General features: G+C 67.0%; 17 protein-coding genes and 1 tRNA gene. 12 read left to right on the forward strand and 6 right to left on the reverse strand.

Annotated elements, in window-relative coordinates:
• Positions 1-20: 20 nt before the first annotated feature.
• Positions 21-1,337, reverse strand: a complete 1,317-nt coding sequence (locus BLEFHOIH_RS09395) for a trypsin-like serine protease (protein ID WP_088344732.1) — start codon at positions 1,335-1,337, stop codon at positions 21-23.
• Between the two features lie 916 nt (positions 1,338-2,253).
• On the opposite strand from BLEFHOIH_RS09395, the gene BLEFHOIH_RS09400 reads away from it, so the two are divergent.
• The 9 genes from BLEFHOIH_RS09400 to BLEFHOIH_RS09440 all read left to right on the forward strand — a co-directional run bounded on the left by BLEFHOIH_RS09400 (position 2,254) and on the right by BLEFHOIH_RS09440 (position 10,380).
• Positions 2,254-2,691, forward strand: coding sequence for a MarR family winged helix-turn-helix transcriptional regulator (locus BLEFHOIH_RS09400; protein ID WP_210191671.1), 438 nt, complete (start codon positions 2,254-2,256; stop codon positions 2,689-2,691).
• Between the two features lie 79 nt (positions 2,692-2,770).
• Positions 2,771-3,508 carry an SDR family NAD(P)-dependent oxidoreductase gene (locus tag BLEFHOIH_RS09405; RefSeq protein ID WP_088344736.1) on the forward strand — a complete coding sequence of 246 codons (738 nt, stop codon included), beginning with the start codon at positions 2,771-2,773 and terminating at the stop codon, positions 3,506-3,508.
• A gap of 338 nt (positions 3,509-3,846) precedes the next feature.
• Positions 3,847-4,854: a zinc-binding dehydrogenase gene (locus BLEFHOIH_RS09410; protein WP_088344790.1), complete on the forward strand. Its 1,008-nt coding sequence runs from the start codon at positions 3,847-3,849 to the stop codon at positions 4,852-4,854.
• Positions 4,851-6,368, forward strand: a complete 1,518-nt coding sequence (locus tag BLEFHOIH_RS09415; protein WP_088344738.1) for a class I adenylate-forming enzyme family protein — start codon at positions 4,851-4,853, stop codon at positions 6,366-6,368. The genes BLEFHOIH_RS09410 and BLEFHOIH_RS09415 overlap by 4 nt, the downstream gene beginning before the upstream one ends.
• On the forward strand, positions 6,365-6,787 hold the full coding sequence (locus tag BLEFHOIH_RS09420) for a PaaI family thioesterase (RefSeq protein ID WP_088344739.1): 423 nt from the start codon (positions 6,365-6,367) through the stop codon (positions 6,785-6,787). Before BLEFHOIH_RS09415 ends, BLEFHOIH_RS09420 begins: the two co-directional genes overlap by 4 nt.
• Complete coding sequence (locus tag BLEFHOIH_RS09425) at positions 6,784-7,653, forward strand: ABC transporter ATP-binding protein (protein WP_088344741.1); 870 nt, start codon at positions 6,784-6,786, stop codon at positions 7,651-7,653. Before BLEFHOIH_RS09420 ends, BLEFHOIH_RS09425 begins: the two co-directional genes overlap by 4 nt.
• 25 nt (positions 7,654-7,678) lie before the next feature.
• On the forward strand, positions 7,679-8,671 hold the full coding sequence (locus BLEFHOIH_RS09430) for an ABC transporter substrate-binding protein (protein WP_088344743.1): 993 nt from the start codon (positions 7,679-7,681) through the stop codon (positions 8,669-8,671).
• A 40-nt stretch (positions 8,672-8,711) separates the two neighbouring features.
• Positions 8,712-9,473 (forward strand): ABC transporter permease, encoded by a 762-nt coding sequence (locus BLEFHOIH_RS09435; RefSeq protein ID WP_088344744.1) that lies wholly within the window; start codon positions 8,712-8,714, stop codon positions 9,471-9,473.
• A gap of 7 nt (positions 9,474-9,480) precedes the next feature.
• Positions 9,481-10,380 (forward strand): VOC family protein, encoded by a 900-nt coding sequence (locus BLEFHOIH_RS09440; protein ID WP_088344746.1) that lies wholly within the window; start codon positions 9,481-9,483, stop codon positions 10,378-10,380.
• A gap of 107 nt (positions 10,381-10,487) precedes the next feature.
• Here the strand turns inward: BLEFHOIH_RS09440 and BLEFHOIH_RS09445 are convergent, their stop codons facing one another.
• From BLEFHOIH_RS09445 to BLEFHOIH_RS09465, 5 genes are all read right to left on the reverse strand, one after another.
• Positions 10,488-11,084 (reverse strand): HupE/UreJ family protein, encoded by a 597-nt coding sequence (locus BLEFHOIH_RS09445; protein WP_088344792.1) that lies wholly within the window; start codon positions 11,082-11,084, stop codon positions 10,488-10,490.
• Positions 11,085-11,334: 250 nt separating this feature from the next.
• A complete protein-coding gene (locus tag BLEFHOIH_RS09450; RefSeq protein ID WP_088344748.1) occupies positions 11,335-11,592 on the reverse strand; it encodes a hypothetical protein in 258 nt (85 codons plus the stop codon).
• Positions 11,593-11,606: 14 nt separating this feature from the next.
• Positions 11,607-12,461, reverse strand: a complete 855-nt coding sequence (locus BLEFHOIH_RS09455; RefSeq protein WP_088344793.1) for an aldo/keto reductase — start codon at positions 12,459-12,461, stop codon at positions 11,607-11,609.
• A 229-nt stretch (positions 12,462-12,690) separates the two neighbouring features.
• On the reverse strand, positions 12,691-13,290 hold the full coding sequence (gene wrbA / locus BLEFHOIH_RS09460) for an NAD(P)H:quinone oxidoreductase (protein WP_088344794.1): 600 nt from the start codon (positions 13,288-13,290) through the stop codon (positions 12,691-12,693).
• An 81-nt stretch (positions 13,291-13,371) separates the two neighbouring features.
• On the reverse strand, positions 13,372-14,361 hold the full coding sequence (locus tag BLEFHOIH_RS09465; protein ID WP_088344750.1) for an LLM class flavin-dependent oxidoreductase: 990 nt from the start codon (positions 14,359-14,361) through the stop codon (positions 13,372-13,374).
• A 150-nt stretch (positions 14,362-14,511) separates the two neighbouring features.
• On the opposite strand from BLEFHOIH_RS09465, the gene BLEFHOIH_RS09470 reads away from it, so the two are divergent.
• From BLEFHOIH_RS09470 to BLEFHOIH_RS09480, 3 genes are all read left to right on the forward strand, one after another.
• Entirely contained in the window at positions 14,512-15,264 is a 753-nt protein-coding gene (locus BLEFHOIH_RS09470) for a class I SAM-dependent methyltransferase (RefSeq protein WP_088344752.1), read from the forward strand.
• Positions 15,265-15,645: 381 nt separating this feature from the next.
• Positions 15,646-15,855 carry a cold-shock protein gene (locus BLEFHOIH_RS09475; protein WP_088344754.1) on the forward strand — a complete coding sequence of 70 codons (210 nt, stop codon included), beginning with the start codon at positions 15,646-15,648 and terminating at the stop codon, positions 15,853-15,855.
• A gap of 127 nt (positions 15,856-15,982) precedes the next feature.
• Positions 15,983-16,057, forward strand: a tRNA-Val gene (locus BLEFHOIH_RS09480).
• Positions 16,058-16,083 lie beyond the last annotated feature (26 nt).

The raw sequence follows: 16,083 nt of genomic DNA on the forward strand, positions 1-16,083 counted from the left end.
CCTCGCCCGAAAGCGGCAGTCTACTGGTCAGGCCCGACGAAAACCGTGGTGATCTGCACATCGCCCTGGCCCTTCTTGCGGCTCACCGCGATGGTCCAGGGGCCGTCGGCCGGCTTCTCGATGGCGCAGAAGGCGAATTGCCCGCCGCCAGTGTTCGCGCAGGCATTCTCCGATTGCCCCGCGCCCTTGCTGAAGGCGGCGAACTGGAACAGGTTCTTGCCCTTGCCGTCATCCTCCGCGTTCATGGCGACGCGCAAAGCGGTGACGCCCGGCGGCGCTTCGACCGTGAAGCTGGCTTCCGGCTTCTTGCCGTCGAGGCGGATGGTCTGGCGCGCCGGTTCGCGGCTGGGGTCGTCCCAGAGCGGGCGGCCGCACATGGCGGAGGACAGCCGGCCCTCGCCGGCGGCGGCGATCCAGTCGCGATACTGGAAGACGTCGACATTGTAGCTGAGGTCTTTCTTCAGGCAATTGCCGTCCGTCCCGCCCGAGACCACGCCGAAGACCTTTTCGACGACGCGCGGCCCGTCATTGTCGCGCATGAAGACGCCGCCGCCGCTATCGGCGTTGCAGGTGTTCTGCGCCGAGCCGCTCGACACCACGTCGGCATCGAATTTCCAGCACAGCACCTGCGATTTGGCGAGATCCGGTGGGCAGGCCGACGTTTTGACGCTGCCCTCGCGCTTGATGCCGTAATCGAGCCGCGTGCCGCCCGTGCGGCCGAAGCCGACAATGGTCGCGATGGAATTGTTCAGCGGCTTGACGCTGGTGTTGACCGGCATCGGCGCGATGCCCTCGACGGGCCGGTCGAGCGTCAGCATGGCGAGGTCGAAATAGGGGAATTTATATTTGTCCTTGGCCCAGGTGACCGTCTTCACCTTGAAGAAGCCGAGCTCCTGGAAGAACACCAGATAGGCGCCCGGCGCGGGGTTGTCGGCGATGCAATGGGCGGCGGTCAGGAACTTGTCGCAGCCGACCAGCGTGCCGGTGCACCAGGCGCCCGGCGCGTTCGGTCCGCTCGCCGTGACCAGCGCCCCGACGGCGGGATGCGACCGCGATGGCAGTCCGTTGACGATGCGCCGCGCTCCGCGTTCGCGCCGGTTGCGGGCCTGCCGGCCCTCGGCCGTGCTCTCGGGCTTGTCGAGCGCGTCGAGCGCCTTCTGGGCTTCGGCCGCGTGGGCGGGGTCTTCCTCGGCGATGCGCTGCAATTCGGCGCGCAGATCGGCATCTTCCTGCTGCTGGGCGGAAGAGGCGCCCTGGGCCGAGGCAGCCGCGGGGAGGAGAGACACGGCCGCAAACGCGAGCACCAGGGCGAGAAAATTGGACGGCGACGGCTTCATCACTTCCTCCCGCCAAGATGGCGAACGGCGCAAGACCGGGGATGAGCGTCAGACGATCATCCGTAAGCGCCGTTGATAGCATGACGCACCGCCCCGGCGCGTCCTCCGTTCGGGTGAGGCACGTCTATTCCGCCCCTTCGCCGAGGGCGCGGCAACCGGGACACCCCTTGCGATGCGGAGATCGTGATTGCCCTCCATTATGCCGGTTCTCCGGGCTTTATTAGGGTCGCATCGCGGCGAAGTCGGACCATCGCGTGGCGATCTCGCAGCACCCGGCGCGAGGGACAGACGGATGGGCGCGAGCTTCGAGCGGGATCAATGAGAATGGAAACGGCGGGCGCGACCCATCCCCCCTTTTTGTCATTCCCGCGCAGGCGGGAATCCAGCATCCATGAGGAGACCGCCGTGGGCGCGGCTGGATTCCCGCCTGCGCGGGAATGACCATATAACGGGTGGGCGCCAGCTAATCCCAACTCAACCGACCCGCTCTGGAGAGGGATCATTTTGGCTGGAAGCAGCGCATCGCGTCATGCCGCAGCCCAGCCCTCTCCCATGGAAGACCTTTGCAGAACTTCGATTCCTTCGCCCCGGCCGTTAGAGCCGGGGCCCACTCGCCTCTCCACTTGCCGCAGCAATAGCGGAAATATGATTGGGTCCCGGCTCGGCCTGACGGCCGTCCGGGACGACGGGGAGAGGACCTTCGATACGCGAAGGTCTCCAAGGGGAGAGGGCGGCGCGCGTCAGCGCGCCGGGTGAGGGGGTAATGCCTCTCCGTAAGGCGACGCCCGTCCTACCGATAGGGATTACCCCCTCACCCCATGGGAGCGGGAGTCAGGCTGCAGATTGGTTTGGGCGTTAGGGCACCCGTCGATAGACGGAGAGGTTAGCCCTTGACACTGTGCATATGCACACTTACATGCCTGACATGGATGAAGACCTGGGACCGCTGGCCTGCCACTGTTTTGCCGCCCGGCAATTGGCGCGCCATGTCTCGAAAATCTACGAGCGGCATTTGGCGCCTGTGGGGCTGTCGAGCACGCAGATGACGCTCTTGTCCTTCCTGCGGGACCTGCCTGACACCACCATCAAGGACCTCGCCGCGCGCATGGTGATGGACCGGACGACCTTGCTCCGGGCCGCCAAGCCGCTGCAGCGCGACGGGTTGATCCTAGGCGCGCCCAAGGCGGGTCTGCCGCGCCAGATTGCCTTCTCACTGACGCCGCTCGGCGTGAGCAAGCTCGATCAGGCCCTGCCGCTCTGGCTGGCGGCCCAGCAGGAGCATGAAGCAAGAGTTGGGCCTGAAGTGGCCGCACGTTTGCGGCGCGAATTCCTGACCATGACCGGTCAGATCTGAGCGCCGTTTTTTTGTGCTGCCAAATGTGCATATACACATTTGGGGCACGCTCATTAAGAAGTGGGAAAGGATACAGACTATGAAGGTCGCAGGATCAGTTGCCCTCGTCACCGGCGCCAATCGCGGCCTCGGCAGGGCTTATGCCGAGGAATTGCTGAAGCGCGGCGCGAAAAAGATCTATGTCGGCGCGCGCAGCATCGCCTCGCTGTCGGATTTGCTGCGCGGCGGCGATGAGAGGCTGGTGCCGCTCGAGCTCGACGTGGCCGATCCCGGCCAGGTGGCGGCGGCGGCGCGGCTTGCTCCCGACGTCAATCTCCTCATCAACAATGCCGGCTTCGACGGCAAGAGCAGCGCCTTCACCACCTTCGACCTCGCCAATGCGCGCAAGGAGATGGAGGTGAATTATTTCGGCCTGCTGTCGCTGGTGCGCGCCTTCGAACCGGCGCTCGCGGCGGCGGGCGGCGGGGCGGTGGTCAATGTCCTGTCGATGGTGGCGCTGGTGACGCTGCCGGTTTCCGCCACCTATTCCGCCTCTAAATCGGCGGCGTTGGCCGTGACGCGCAGCCTGCGGGCGGAACTTGCCGCCAAGGGCACCACCGTGATGGCGGTCATGCCGGTGCAGATAGAGACCGAGATGGGCCGCAATCTGCCCGAGCCGCGCCTTGCCCCCGCCGAGGTCGCCGCCGATACGTTCGACGCGCTGGAAGCGGGCCTGAACGAGGTGTTTCCGGGGCAATTGTCGAAGAAGGCCGCCGAGGCCTTTGCCGCCGACCCCAAGGCCATCCAGGCCCGCTTCTCGACCTTTCTCCCGGCATAAGGCGGAACGCAGCCGTGGGGGCCGCGCATCCGCGGTCCCCGCCGCGGCCTGCGGCATTCTTCGCCGATTTGAATAAGCTCAGCATATTTCGTTTGTTAGGGTGCGCCGCCCGGTGCGATAGGGTGAGATTGATAAAGCATCGCCTGTTATGCTGCCGGCGAGGTTCCGTTCGCGCGCCTAACGCTCATATTTTCGACCGCCATGCCGGACGCTCCCCACATGGATAAGGGACGCTGAAATCTTATATCTCATGGTTCTGGCACTAGGATTGCGAGCGAAGCGGCAGGCTCGGCGCGGCCCGGTTGCGGTCGGCCGGCTGGATTGAGATGGAGATTGATGTGAAAGCAGCGCTGGTCAAAGCCCATGGCGGCCCGGAAAATCTGGTGATCGTCGAGGATCATCCGGTCCCGGCCATCGGCGAGGGCGATGTGCTGCTGCGCGTGCGCGCGGCCTCGCTGAACTATCACGACGTCTTCACCCGCTCCGGCATGCCCGGCATTACGCTGAAGCTGCCGGTCGTCCCCGGCCTCGACATTTCCGGCGAAATCGCCGAAGTCGGCCCCGGCGTCACCAACTTCGCGCCGGGCGACCGGGTGCTGGTCGATCCCCTGAACCGCGTCGAAGGCGGGCTGATGGGCGAGACCCAGGACGGCGGCCTGCAGGAATTCGCCAGGGTGCGCGCGCATCAGCTCGTGCGGCTGCCCGACAATGTCAGCTTCGAACAGGCCGCCGCGCTTCCCGTCGCCTATGGCACGGCGCAGCGCATGTTGTTCACCAATGGCGGCATCAAGGCCGGCGACAAGATCCTGGTGCTCGGCGCGAGCGGCGGCGTCGGCACCGGCGCGGTGCTCCTGGCCAAGCTCGCCGGGGCGACCGTGATCGCGGCGGGCAGCAGCGAGGCCAAGCTGGCAAAGCTTACCGAGATCGGCGCCGACCAGGTCATCGACTACACCAAGGCCGATTTCGCCAAGGAGGTTTTCACCCGCTTCGGCAAGCCGAACCGGCGCAGCTATGACGGCGGCGTCGATGTCGTGGTGAATTTCACCGGCGGCGACACCTGGGTGCCTTCGCTGCGCGCCTTGAAGCGCGGCGGCAAGCTGCTCACCTGCGGGGCGACGGCCGGCTTCGATCCCAAGGAGGACCTGCGCTTCATCTGGACCTTCGAGCTGAAAATCCTCGGCTCGAATAGCTGGGCGCGCGAGGATCTGGAGACGCTGCTCCGGCTGATTTCGGAAGGCAAGCTGAACCCCGTCATCGACCGCGTCTTCCCGCTCGACGAGGCGCGCGAGGCGCTGCGCCTGATCGAGGAGCGCCAGGTCATCGGCAAGGTGATCGTAACGCCATGAGCGCGACCGTCCGCAATCTGGGCCTGCTCGGCGGCGACATCCCGCCCGACCGGACCGCGATTATCGACCTGAGCGAGTTCCGGCCGCGGACGCTGAGCTATGGCGAATTCCGCACCGCCGTCACCGCCGTTGCCTGCGGGCTGGCCGCGCAGGGCATCGGGCGCGGCGACCGGGTCGGCATCCTGTCGCTCAACCGCGCGGAATATCTGACGCTGCTTTTCGGCATCGTCCTTGCGGGCGCGGTGGCGGTGCCGCTGAACGTCAAGCTGCCCGCCGAGACGCTCGCCGCCATCCTGCGCCAGGACGGGGTCCGCCTGATCTTTGCCGAGCATGAATTCACCCGCCTCGCGCCTGAGGGCACGCCGCTGATCCGCTTCGGCGCGGAATACCGGGCGTTTCTGAAATTCTGCCCGTTCGAGGCGGCTGCGGTGACGGCGGACGAGATTTCCATGCAGCCCTATACGTCCGGCTCGACCGGCCTGCCGAAGGGCGTGCTGCTGACCCATGCCGGGCAATATTGGGCGGCCGAAACGCTCGCCGAGTTCCGCCGGCTCCGGCCTACGGACCGCGCCATCCTGGCCGCGCCCCTCTACCACAAGAACGCCATCGTGGCGGCGAAGACGGCGCTCGCCTCGGGCGGTACCATGATCATCATGCCGCGCTTCGAGGCGGGCGGCTATGCGCGCTCGATCGGGCAATGGGGCGTCACCATGCTGACCGGCGTGCCGACCATGATGCGCCTGCTGCTCGACGATCCCTGCCTGCCTCCCGCCGAAATCCGGGGAAATGTGCGCGTCGTCTCGATGGGCTCGTCCTCCGCCTCCGACAGCCTGCTGGCGGATATCCGCGCCGCCTTCCCCAATGCCGAGATCCACATGAATTACGGCACCACCGAGGGCGGCCCGATCATGTTCGGCTGGTACCACCCGGACGGCAAGCCGCGCCCTTCGGCCAGCATCGGCTATCCCATCCCCGGCTGCGAATGGCGGCTGGAGGGCCCGAAGCCGGATGAAGGCGAGCTTTGGGTGCGCAATCCCGGCGTGGCCAAGGGCTATTTCAACCGGCCGGAGGCGACGGCAAAGAGTTTTCAGGACGGCTGGTACAAGACCGGCGACATTCTGCGCCGCGATGCCGACGGCTGGTTCTATTTCGTCTCCCGCATCGACGACATGATGGTGACCGGCGGCGAAAACGTCTTCCCGCAAGAGGTCGAGGCGCTGCTGGAACAGCATCCGGCGGTGCGGCAGGCCGCCGTGATCGCGGTGCCACATGAAATCAAGGGGGAGGTTCCGGTCGCCTTCGTGGTGCTGCAGGAGGGGCAAACCGTCGATGAGGCGGCGCTGAAGCAGTTCGCGCTGGCCCATGCGCCGGCCTATGCGCATCCGCGCCGGGTTTATTTCGTGCCCTCGCTGCCTCTGACGGGAACCAACAAGATCGATAAAACGGTTTTGAAACAATGGGTGCAGAATGACAGCGCACCGATAGCGACAAGCGGAAAGGCGGCGCAGGCATGAGCGAGGACATAAAGCTGGACCGCGCCGAACTCGACGCGCGGATCCGGCGCGCGCCGTATCATCAGTGGCTCGGCCTCAGCGTCACCGAAGCGGGCGACGGCGAGATCACCATCGAGGTGCCGTGGCGGGATGAATTTTTCGTCAATGCCGAGGCGGGCTATGCGCATGGCGGCATCCTCGCCGCGCTGGTCGATCTGGCCGCCGACTGGGCCATCGCGACGAAGCTCGGCCGCCCGTTCCCGACCATCGACATGCGCGTCGATTACCACCGCCCGGCCCTGAAGGGCACGCTGCGCGTCAAGGGCAAGGTGATCCGGCTCGGCTCGAGCTTTTCGACCTCCGAAGCCCGCGTCGAGGACGCCGACGGCAAACTGCTCGCCAGCGGGCGCGGCACCTATGCGACGGGCACCGGCAAATGACCCAGCTCGATGCGGCAAAGCACATCGAGCGCGGCCCGGCGCTTTCGACCGCGCCGGGCGCCAGATCCGGCGGCACGGCCCTGAAGCTTACCGGCATCAACAAATCCTTCCCGCAGCGCGACGGCGGCCGGCTGGAGGTGCTGCGCGACATCGATCTCAGCGTCCGCTCCGGCGCGATCCAGGCGCTGCTCGGCCGCTCCGGCTCCGGCAAATCGACGCTGCTCAACATCGTCTCCGGCCTGACGCCCGCCGATACCGGCACCGTCACGGTCGACGGCAAGGATTTCACCGGCGGCACGGTGCTGCCGATGGTCGGCTATGTTTTCCAGGACGACCGGCTGATGCCGTGGCGCACCGCCCGCGCCAATATCGCCTTCGCGCTGGAAAACCAGCCGCTCGACAGCAATGAGCGCGCCGAGGAAGTCAGCGAAATGCTGACTCTGGTCGGGCTCGACGGGTTTGGCGCGGCCTATCCGAACGAATTGTCCGGCGGCATGCGCAGCCGCGTGGCGCTGGCGCGCTCGCTGGTGCGGCGGCCGAAATTGCTGTTGATGGACGAGCCTTTCTCCCGCCTCGACGAGGAAACCCGCACCGCGATGCATGAGGAGATCATCCGGCTGCGCGACCTGCTCGGCATGACCATCCTATTCGTCACTCACGATGTCGAGGAGGCCGCCGTGCTTGCGGACGAGGTCACAGTGCTGGCGCCGCGTCCGGGCCGGATCGCGGAGACCGTCGATATCGCCGCCGCCCTGCCCCAACATCCGCCCCTGCGCGACGGCACCGACCCCGCCGTCGTCGAGATCATCCGGCAATTGAAATGCACGATCGCGCGCGTCTCGGCCCAGAGCGACGCGCGATCATGAGCCACGCAAAATGGAGTAAGCGCCTATGACCCGGCATCGTCTATGGACCCTTGCGCTGGCCGCGGCCTTCGCCGCCGCCCTTTCCGCGACGGGCGCCGGCGCGCAGGACAAGCCCGTCCGCGTCGGCTATTGGACCAGCGGCTTCAGCCTCGGCTTCGGCGCGGTGCTGCAGGAGGAGAAATTCCTCGAGAAGGAGGGGCTGAAGAGCCAGTTCCGCACCTTCAGCGAAGTCGGCGCTCCGGCCCAGGCCGTGCTGTCGGGCGATGTCGACATCGCCTTCGGCGCGCCGGTGACCGCCGGCTACAATCTCGCCGTCCAGGGTGCGCCCGTGCGCATCATCCTGGTGACGCAGATCCTCGAAGGCCAGATCGTGGTGCCGGTCGCGAGCCCCATTCAGGCCGTCGCCGAGCTGAAGGGCAAGCGCATCGGCATGTCGCGCCCCGGCAGCGCCACCCACGCCCTGGCGACGGCGATCCTGTCGGCCAATTACGGCATCGAGCCGGACGGCTACAAGATCATCCCCGGCAATGAAGGCCAGCTCACCCAGCTCCTGCAGCGGGGCGATCTCGACGCGGCCATCCTGCGCCGCGTGACCATCGTCCAGCTTCCCAAGGACACGGTGCGCCCGCTCGCCGACATCGTCGCCGAATGGAAGACGCTCACCAAGACCGACGAGACGCCGGCCCTCGCCGTCGCGCTGACCACGGCGGACTTTTTGGAGAAGAACCCGGATGCGGCGGTGAAGGTCGTCAAGGCGATCCAGAAGGCGGTGAAGTTCGGCAGCGAAAACAAGCCCCGCGTCGCCGAGATCCTGCAGAGCGTCGCCAATCTGGCGCCCGAGGATGCGACGAGCTACGCCTCGGTCTGGGAGGCGGGCTACACGGCGACGCTCAGCCCGGCCGCGATCGCCGGCCTGAAGCGCGAGAACGAGATCTTCGTCAAGGCCGGCGCAGCGGAGGCCATCGCGCCGGACTGGCTTTATGCGGACGGCCCCTACAAGGCCGCGACGCAGCAATGACGGCCGGCGAATAACGGGACGAGCGGGAGGGTGCCCGGCGATGAGCTGGAATAGCGTGCTCATGCAGCGTCTGGCGCTGGTCGGCGGCGCGCTGGCGATCTGGTGGATCGGCTCGCTCGGCTCGCCGTCCTATATCCTGCCGAGCCCGCCCGCCGTACTCAAGGCCCTCATCAGCATCGCCGGCCGGCCGACCTTCCTCGAAGATGTCGGCGCGACCTGCTTCCGCGTCTTCACCGGCTTCGCGCTGGCCTTGCTGGTCGGTGTGCCGCTCGGCATTATCTTCGGCGCCAACCGCGGCATCGGCGGCTTCTTCGAGCCGGTCGTGCCGATCTTGAACACCGTCAGCTCGGCGATCTGGGCGATCTTCGCCATCCTCTGGTTCGGCGCGACCGACGCCTCGACCATCTTCGTCGTCTTCATGACCGCCATGCCGCTGATCATGACCAATGCCTGGCAGGGCACGCGCAGCGTCAGCCGCGAGCTGATCGAAGTGGCGCTGTCGCTGCAATATGGCCGCGCCGCGATCCTGCGGAAGGTCTACCTGCCCTCGATCCTGCCTTATGTGTTCTCCGGCGCCCGGCTCGCCTTCGGCTTCGGCTGGCGCGTCAGTCTCGTCGCGGAAACGCTCGGCGCCTCCAGCGGCATCGGCTACCGGCTGCGCCAATCGGCGGACCTGTTCCGGGTCGATCAGGTCTTCGCCTGGACCTTCGTCATGATCGGCATCATGATCGCCATCGAACTCATCCTGCTGCGGCCGCTCGAGCGGCATCTGTTCCGCTGGCAGCAGCCCCGCCCCCTGTGAGGCCGACATGACCGGACAGCTCCCCGAGGGCGACGAGGTCTTTCTCGACCACATCGCCCATTTCGTGCCCGACATCGCCGCCGCGACCGCCGCCCTGCAGCGCTGCGGCTTCCAGACGACTCCGTTCTCCGTGCAGGTCGCGCCGTCGGGCAAAGACGGCGCGCTGGAGCCGACCGGCACCGGCAACGTCACCGCCATGCTCAAGGAGGGTTATCTGGAGGTGCTGTGCAAGACCTCCGACACGCCCCTGTCGCGCGAGCTCGAGGCGGCCATCGGGCGCTGGCCCGGCGTGCATCTGGCGGCGTTCAGCGTCGCCGAGCCGTACGAGGCCCATGCGCGGCTCGAGGCGGAGGGGTTTCCGATGCGGCCGATCGTGCGGCTGAGGCGGCCGGTCGAGACGGAGGATGGCATCGGCGAGGCGCGGTTCACGGTGGTGCGGCCGGAAGCCGGCGCCCTGCCGGAAGGCCGGGTGCAAATGCTGACGCATCATACCGAGCGCGAGGTCTGGCAGCCGCGCTGGCTGGCGCATCCGAATGGCGCGACGGCGCTGCTGGGCTTGCTGATCGTGTCGGATGAAGTGACCGAAGCGGTGGCGCGGTTCCAGAAGTTTTTGCTGACCGCCCCGCAATATGCGGATTTCGGCCCCCGGCTCGAGCTGCCGCGCGGGCATGTGCAGATCAGCGATGCCCGCAGGGCGGCGGGGCTCCTCGGCGAAGCGCCCGGCTTGCCATGGATGGCGGCCTATGCGTTGCTGGTCGATGATCTCAGCCGGGTGGAGACGTTCCTCGCGGCGGCCGGTTGCGAATCCCATGCGGCCGGCAACGCCCTGGTGACGGCGTTTCCGGCGGCGCTCGGCTCGGGTTTCTGGGCCTTCGTCGAGGATCAGAGCGACGTGCCTTGGCTCTAAGGCGAAATGACCCAAGCCCGGGCGCGGCGAGACAGCGCCGCACCCGTGAGCCCTAGAGCAGGATCGGTTTTCCGCTCGTCATCCGCTCCAAAGTAAGAACGTGAGAGTTAGACGATGCCTGCGAGGATCGCGACGCCGGCCAGCGAAATCGCCGCGCCGCCGACCTGCGTCATGCGCGCCGAGCCAAGGCGCTGAATGCCGACGCCGAGCGCGATGCCCGCGATGTGCAGCAAGGCGGTCGCGAGCATGAATCCGGCGGCATAGGCGGCGCCGGATGCGTCGAGCGGCATCTCGGTGCCATGCGCATGGCCGTGGAAGACGGCAAACGTGGCGACCAGCAGCATCGCCAGCATCACCGGCAGTTTCCACTGCATGGCGACGGCAAGGCCGAGAATGACGACCGAGAGCGCAATGCCGAATTCGACGTAAGGCACCCCGGCGCCGGCAATGCCCAGCGCGCCGCCGGCCGCCATCACCGCGACGAAGGTCGCCGGCACCGCCCAGAGCGCCCGCCCGCCGAGGCTCGCCGCGAACAGGCCGACCGCGACCATGGCCAGCACATGGTCGAGGCCGCCGATGGGATGCGCGAAGCCATGCGTGAAGCCATGGGTGTGGCCGACGCCGACATGCGCAGAGGCGGCGGTCGGCAGCAGCAGGGCGGCGGCGGCGAGGCTGAGACGTAAGAGTGCGGAGCGCGACGGCATGACGATTTTCCTTCCCATTTGCGACCCCAGGCTAGAGAACCAATGAGCAATTATAGCGATTTAACGCGCCCGGTCGCCGCCATTGGCGCCAAGCCGTGACGCTTCGCCGCGAAGCCGGTCATGGAACCGCGAAATTCCGCGCCGGTCTTGGCCGAAACCTGCGGCGCGGCGATGGCGGGATTGACGCTCGGCGCATCGTCCCGCACCGCGCGGGCGTCGCAATCCGGACGCGGCAGGCGCCGGGCGGCGATCAGGCGTCGGGCCGGGGATGCTGCTCGGGGTCGGTGTCGATTTCCGGCGGCTCGTCATAGCCGCTGCGGCTACTATAGAAGAGCAGCACCATCAGCCCGCAGCCGATGATCAGCGAAAAGACGATCATCAGCACCAGCGCGGTGATGCCGTTGCCGCTGATCGGCACGTAGCCGACCGATGTCCAGACATAGACCGCCCACAGCACCGCCGCGCCCAGAAAGGCCAGCAAGACCGTCAGCACGAGGGTGGTTTTCATGGGCGGCGGTCCTGTCAGAGCATGTCGAGCGGGGTCCGCTCGTCTGGCGGCGGGAACAGGCGGTCCAACTCGGCGATCTGTCCGGCCGTCAGCGCGCCGTCGAGCGCGGCGAGGTTCTCCCGCAGCCGGTCCGGATGGGCGGTCTTGGGGATGACGATCACGTCGTCCTGGGCAAGCAGCCAGCGCAGCGCGGCCTGAGCAGGCGTCATGCCGTTCGCCTCGGCAAAGCCTGCGAGCGCGGGGCTGGCGACGAGGCGCGCCTGTTCGAGCGGCGAATAGGCCATCAGCGGAATGCCGCGCTCGCGCATCCAGGGCAGCAGCTCCCATTCGGGTCCGCGCCGGGTCAGATTGTAGAGCAACTGGTTGGCGGCGATGCCCTGGCCGCCGGGCGCCTGCCAAAGCTCGGCCATGTCCTCGATGTCGAAATTGCTGACGCCGTAATGGCGGATCTTGCCGGCCTGCTTCAGCGCCGCGAAGGCCTCCAGCGTCTCGGCGATGGGGGTGCGGCTGCGCCAATGCAGCAGATAGAGGTCGATGCGGTCGGTGCCGAGCCGCTTCAGGCTGCGCTCGCAGGCGGCGGCGACGCCCTTGCGCGAGGCATTTGCGGGATGGACCTTGCTTACGATGAAGAGGCCGTCGCGCCGGCCGGCGACGGCCTCGCCGACGATCTCCTCGGCGCCGCCTTCGCCGTACATCTCGGCGGTGTCGATCAGCGTGACGCCGAGATCGAGCGCCAGCCGGATGGCGTCCAGCTCCTCCCGCCGCCGGGAGCGCTGCTCGCCCATCCGCCAGGTGCCGAGGCCGAAAGCGGGCACGCGCTCGCCGGAGGGCAGGGTCACGGTCTTGGATCGGGTCGAGGCGGCGGTCATGTCGGCGATCTCCCTGCGGCTTGTTTTCATAAGTCGAGGCTGTGCCTGCGGCCTACCCCTCACCCACCGGCCTGACGGCCGGAGCTCTCCCTCAAGGGGAGAGGGCGAAGCGGCGCAAGTGGCGGCACTGTGACTCTTATCGGCTCAGCCTAGCCCCCTCCCCTGGAGGGAGAGGGCGGGCGCCGAAGGCGACCGGGTGAGGGGGAGCCGCAAGCTCGGCCTCTCCGACTCACCCCCGCAGCTTCGCCGCAATCTCGGCGATCTGCTTGCCCTGATAGCGCGCGCCGTCCAATTCGTTCTGGCTCGGCTGGCGGGAGCCGTCGCCGCCGGCGATGGTGGTCGCGCCGTAGGGCGAGCCACCCGTCACCTCGTCGAGCCGCATCTGGCCGGCGAAACCGTAATTCAGTCCGACCACCACCATACCGAAATGCAGCAGATTGGCGATGATGGAAAACAGCGTCGTCTCCTGGCCGCCATGCTGCGTCGCGGTCGAGCTGAACGCCCCGCCGACCTTGCCGTGCAGCGCGCCCTTCGCCCATAGACCGCCGGCCTGATCGAGAAAATTCGCCATTTGCGAGGTCATGCGGCCAAAGCGCGTGCCGGTGCCGATGATGATGGCGTCGTAATCGGCCAGATCCTCGATCTTGGCGATCGGCGCGGGCTGGTCGAGCTTGTAATGGGAGGCGCGGGCGACGTCCTCGGGCACCAGCTCCGGCACGCGCTTGATGTCGACCTCGGCACCGGCCGAGCGCGCGCCTTCGGCGACGGCACCGGCCATTGTCTCGATATGGCCGTAAGCGGAGTAATAGAGAACCAAAACTTTCGTCATGGACAGCTCCAGGATGGAGGGGGTGGGCACCTGCACGCAAGATGACTTCGCAACGCAAACTATACCAGCAAAACGTCACGCCTAAGACTTGGCGCCCCAGGCTTCGGCGAGGCGTTCATAGGAGCGCAGCCGCTCGGCATGGTCGTAGATGGCCGAGGCGACGATGATCTCGTCGACGCCGGTCTCGGCCACGAAGGCTTCGAGCCCGCGCCGCACGCTGTCCGCGCTGCCGACGATGGAGCGGGTCAGCATGCGCGAGACGTGGCGCTCCTCGGCCGGGCTCCAGAAGGCGTCGATATCGTCGATGGGCGGGGCGAGCTGGCCGCGCGTGCCGCGGATCATGTCGACGAAACCCTGCTGCATGGAGGTGAACTGGCGGCGCGCCTCCGCATCGGTCTCGCCGACGACGACATTCACGCCGGCCATGGCATAGGGCCTGTCGAGTTGCTCGGAAGGCTGGAATTTCGCCCGGTAGACCTCGAGCGCCTGCACCAGGGCATCCGGCGCGAAATGCGAGGCAAAGGCATAGGGCAGGCCGAGCATTGCCGCGAGCTGGGCGCCGAACAGGCTGGAGCCGAGAATCCAGATCGGCACTTTGGTGCCGGCGCCCGGCACGGCGCGGATGGCCTGGCTCGGCTGTGGCGCCGCCAGCAGCGCCTGCAATTCCAAGACGTCCTGGGGAAAGCTGTCGGCGGCGTCGGGATCGCGGCGCAGGGCGCGCAGAGTGCGCTGATCGGTGCCGGGCGCACGGCCGATGCCCAGATCGATGCGTCCGGGATAGAGTTCGGCAAGCGTGCCGAACTGTTCGGCGATGATGAGCGGGGCGTGGTTCGGCAGCATGATGCCGCCGGAGCCGACCCGGATGGTGTTGGTGCCGTCGGCCACATAACCGATGGCGACCGCCGTTGCGGCGCTGGCGATGCCGGTCATATTATGATGTTCGGCGAGCCAGAAGCGGTTATAGCCCCAGCGCTCGGCGTGCTGCGCCAGGTCGCGCGAATTCCGCAGCGCGTCGCCCGCGCTCTGGCCTTGCGAAATGCGCGCAAGGTCGAGGATCGAAAGTGGCGGCATGGATCGTCTCCGTGGACGCGTTATTCTTTTGATGTCGGTATGCCGCGCCGTGCGCACAAGCGGCGAAAATGCAATAGCATCATTGCCAAAGGCTGATGGTCGGCCGCGCCAAGCGTGCCATAACGCTGCGCCAGATCGGGAGGACGCGCCATGACCGAACCGGGTTTCAAGGATCACTTTTCCGCGCGCTCGGCCGATTATGCCGCCAACCGGCCCGACTATCCGCCGGAATTGGGCGCCTTCCTCGCCGGCCACGCGCCGGGACGCTCGCTGGCGCTGGATTGCGGCTGCGGCAACGGCCAGCTTTCCGTGCTGCTGGCCGATCATTTCGACCGCGTCGCCGCGACCGACGCCAGCGCCCAGCAGATCGCCGCCGCCGCGCCGCATCCGCGCATCGCCTACCGGGTCGCGCCGGCGGAGGCGAGCGGCCTCGCGCCTGGCAGCGCCGACCTGATCGTTGCCGCCCAGGCCGCGCATTGGTTCGACCTCGACGCCTTCTACGCCGAAGCCCGGCGCGTCGCCCGGCCCGGCGCGCTCTTGGCGCTGGTCAGCTACGGCGTGCTGCATGTCGAGGGCGACGCGGAGCCGCCGATGCAGGCGTTTTACTGGCGCACCCTCGCGCCTTACTGGCCGCCCGAGCGCCGGCATGTCGAGGACGGCTACCGCTCGCTGCCGTTCCCCTTCGCCGAGATCGCGCAGCCCGGTCTCGCCATCGAGCGCGCATGGACCCGCGCCCAGCTCATGGGCTATGTCGAGACCTGGTCGGCGGTACGCGAGGCGGAGAAGGCTGTCGGGCGCGGCCCGGTCGACGCTCTCGCGGCGGCGCTCGCCTCCATCTGGCCGGATGGCGAGCGGCGCCGGGTGCGCTGGCCGCTGGCGGTGCGGGCGGGGCGGATCGGTTGACCGCGCCGGCAGTGAGAATTCTCACCGGAATTCCCGCGAAACGGCCATGATTGCGTGCCGGCGGCGGGCAAGAGTGACGAAAGCAACGCCGATATGCGACCGCTTTGGCTTCGTCAAATTGACGCAAAGCTTTACTCAAAATCGTAGTTGGTGCGAATAATCCCGTTTATATTGAGAAAATTTCTTAATCTAGCTCTTGCCAGCGCCGTAACGAGGCCTTAGGCTGGCCACATCGACTTTGGGCCGGACGATTGGGCCGTAACACCGTGGCGAAGCCGGGTGAACGTTCAAACCCTCACCAAATTTCGACGAACCGAGCACTATGAGTGCGCGAAAGCGCATTCTCGTCTCTACTACACAGCCTGTGAATAAGGAAACTACATGAATACCGGTGTCGTTAAGTTCTACAACGATCAAAAAGGTTTCGGCTTCATCCAGCCGGACAACGGCGGCAAGGACGTTTTCGTCCATGCCACGGCACTCGAGCGCGCTGGCATTCGCGGCCTCGTCGAAGGCCAGAAAGTCAGCTTCGACACGCGCGAAGATCGCCGCACCGGCAAGGTCGCTGTGGACAATATCCGGACCGTCTAATCCCGGGATTCGGCGCGCGCTCCAGCCGCGCCACGTGACGAGAGCCGCTCCCAAGGGGGCGGCTCTTTCCGTTTGGAGCGCCGCTTGTCAGCCTCAGGCTTTATGCTATTGTCGCGCCCGTCAGACCGGGCGGTTAGCTCAGTGGTAGAGCGCCTCGCTTACACCGAGGATGTCGGGAGTTCGACCCTCTCACCGCCCACCATCCGGGCCTTCGGCGCCTGCCCGGCC

It is taken from the genome of Rhodomicrobium sp. R_RK_3 (assembly GCF_002198715.1).
In the GTDB taxonomy this organism is placed as follows: Bacteria; Pseudomonadota; Alphaproteobacteria; order Rhizobiales; family Rhodomicrobiaceae; genus R-RK-3.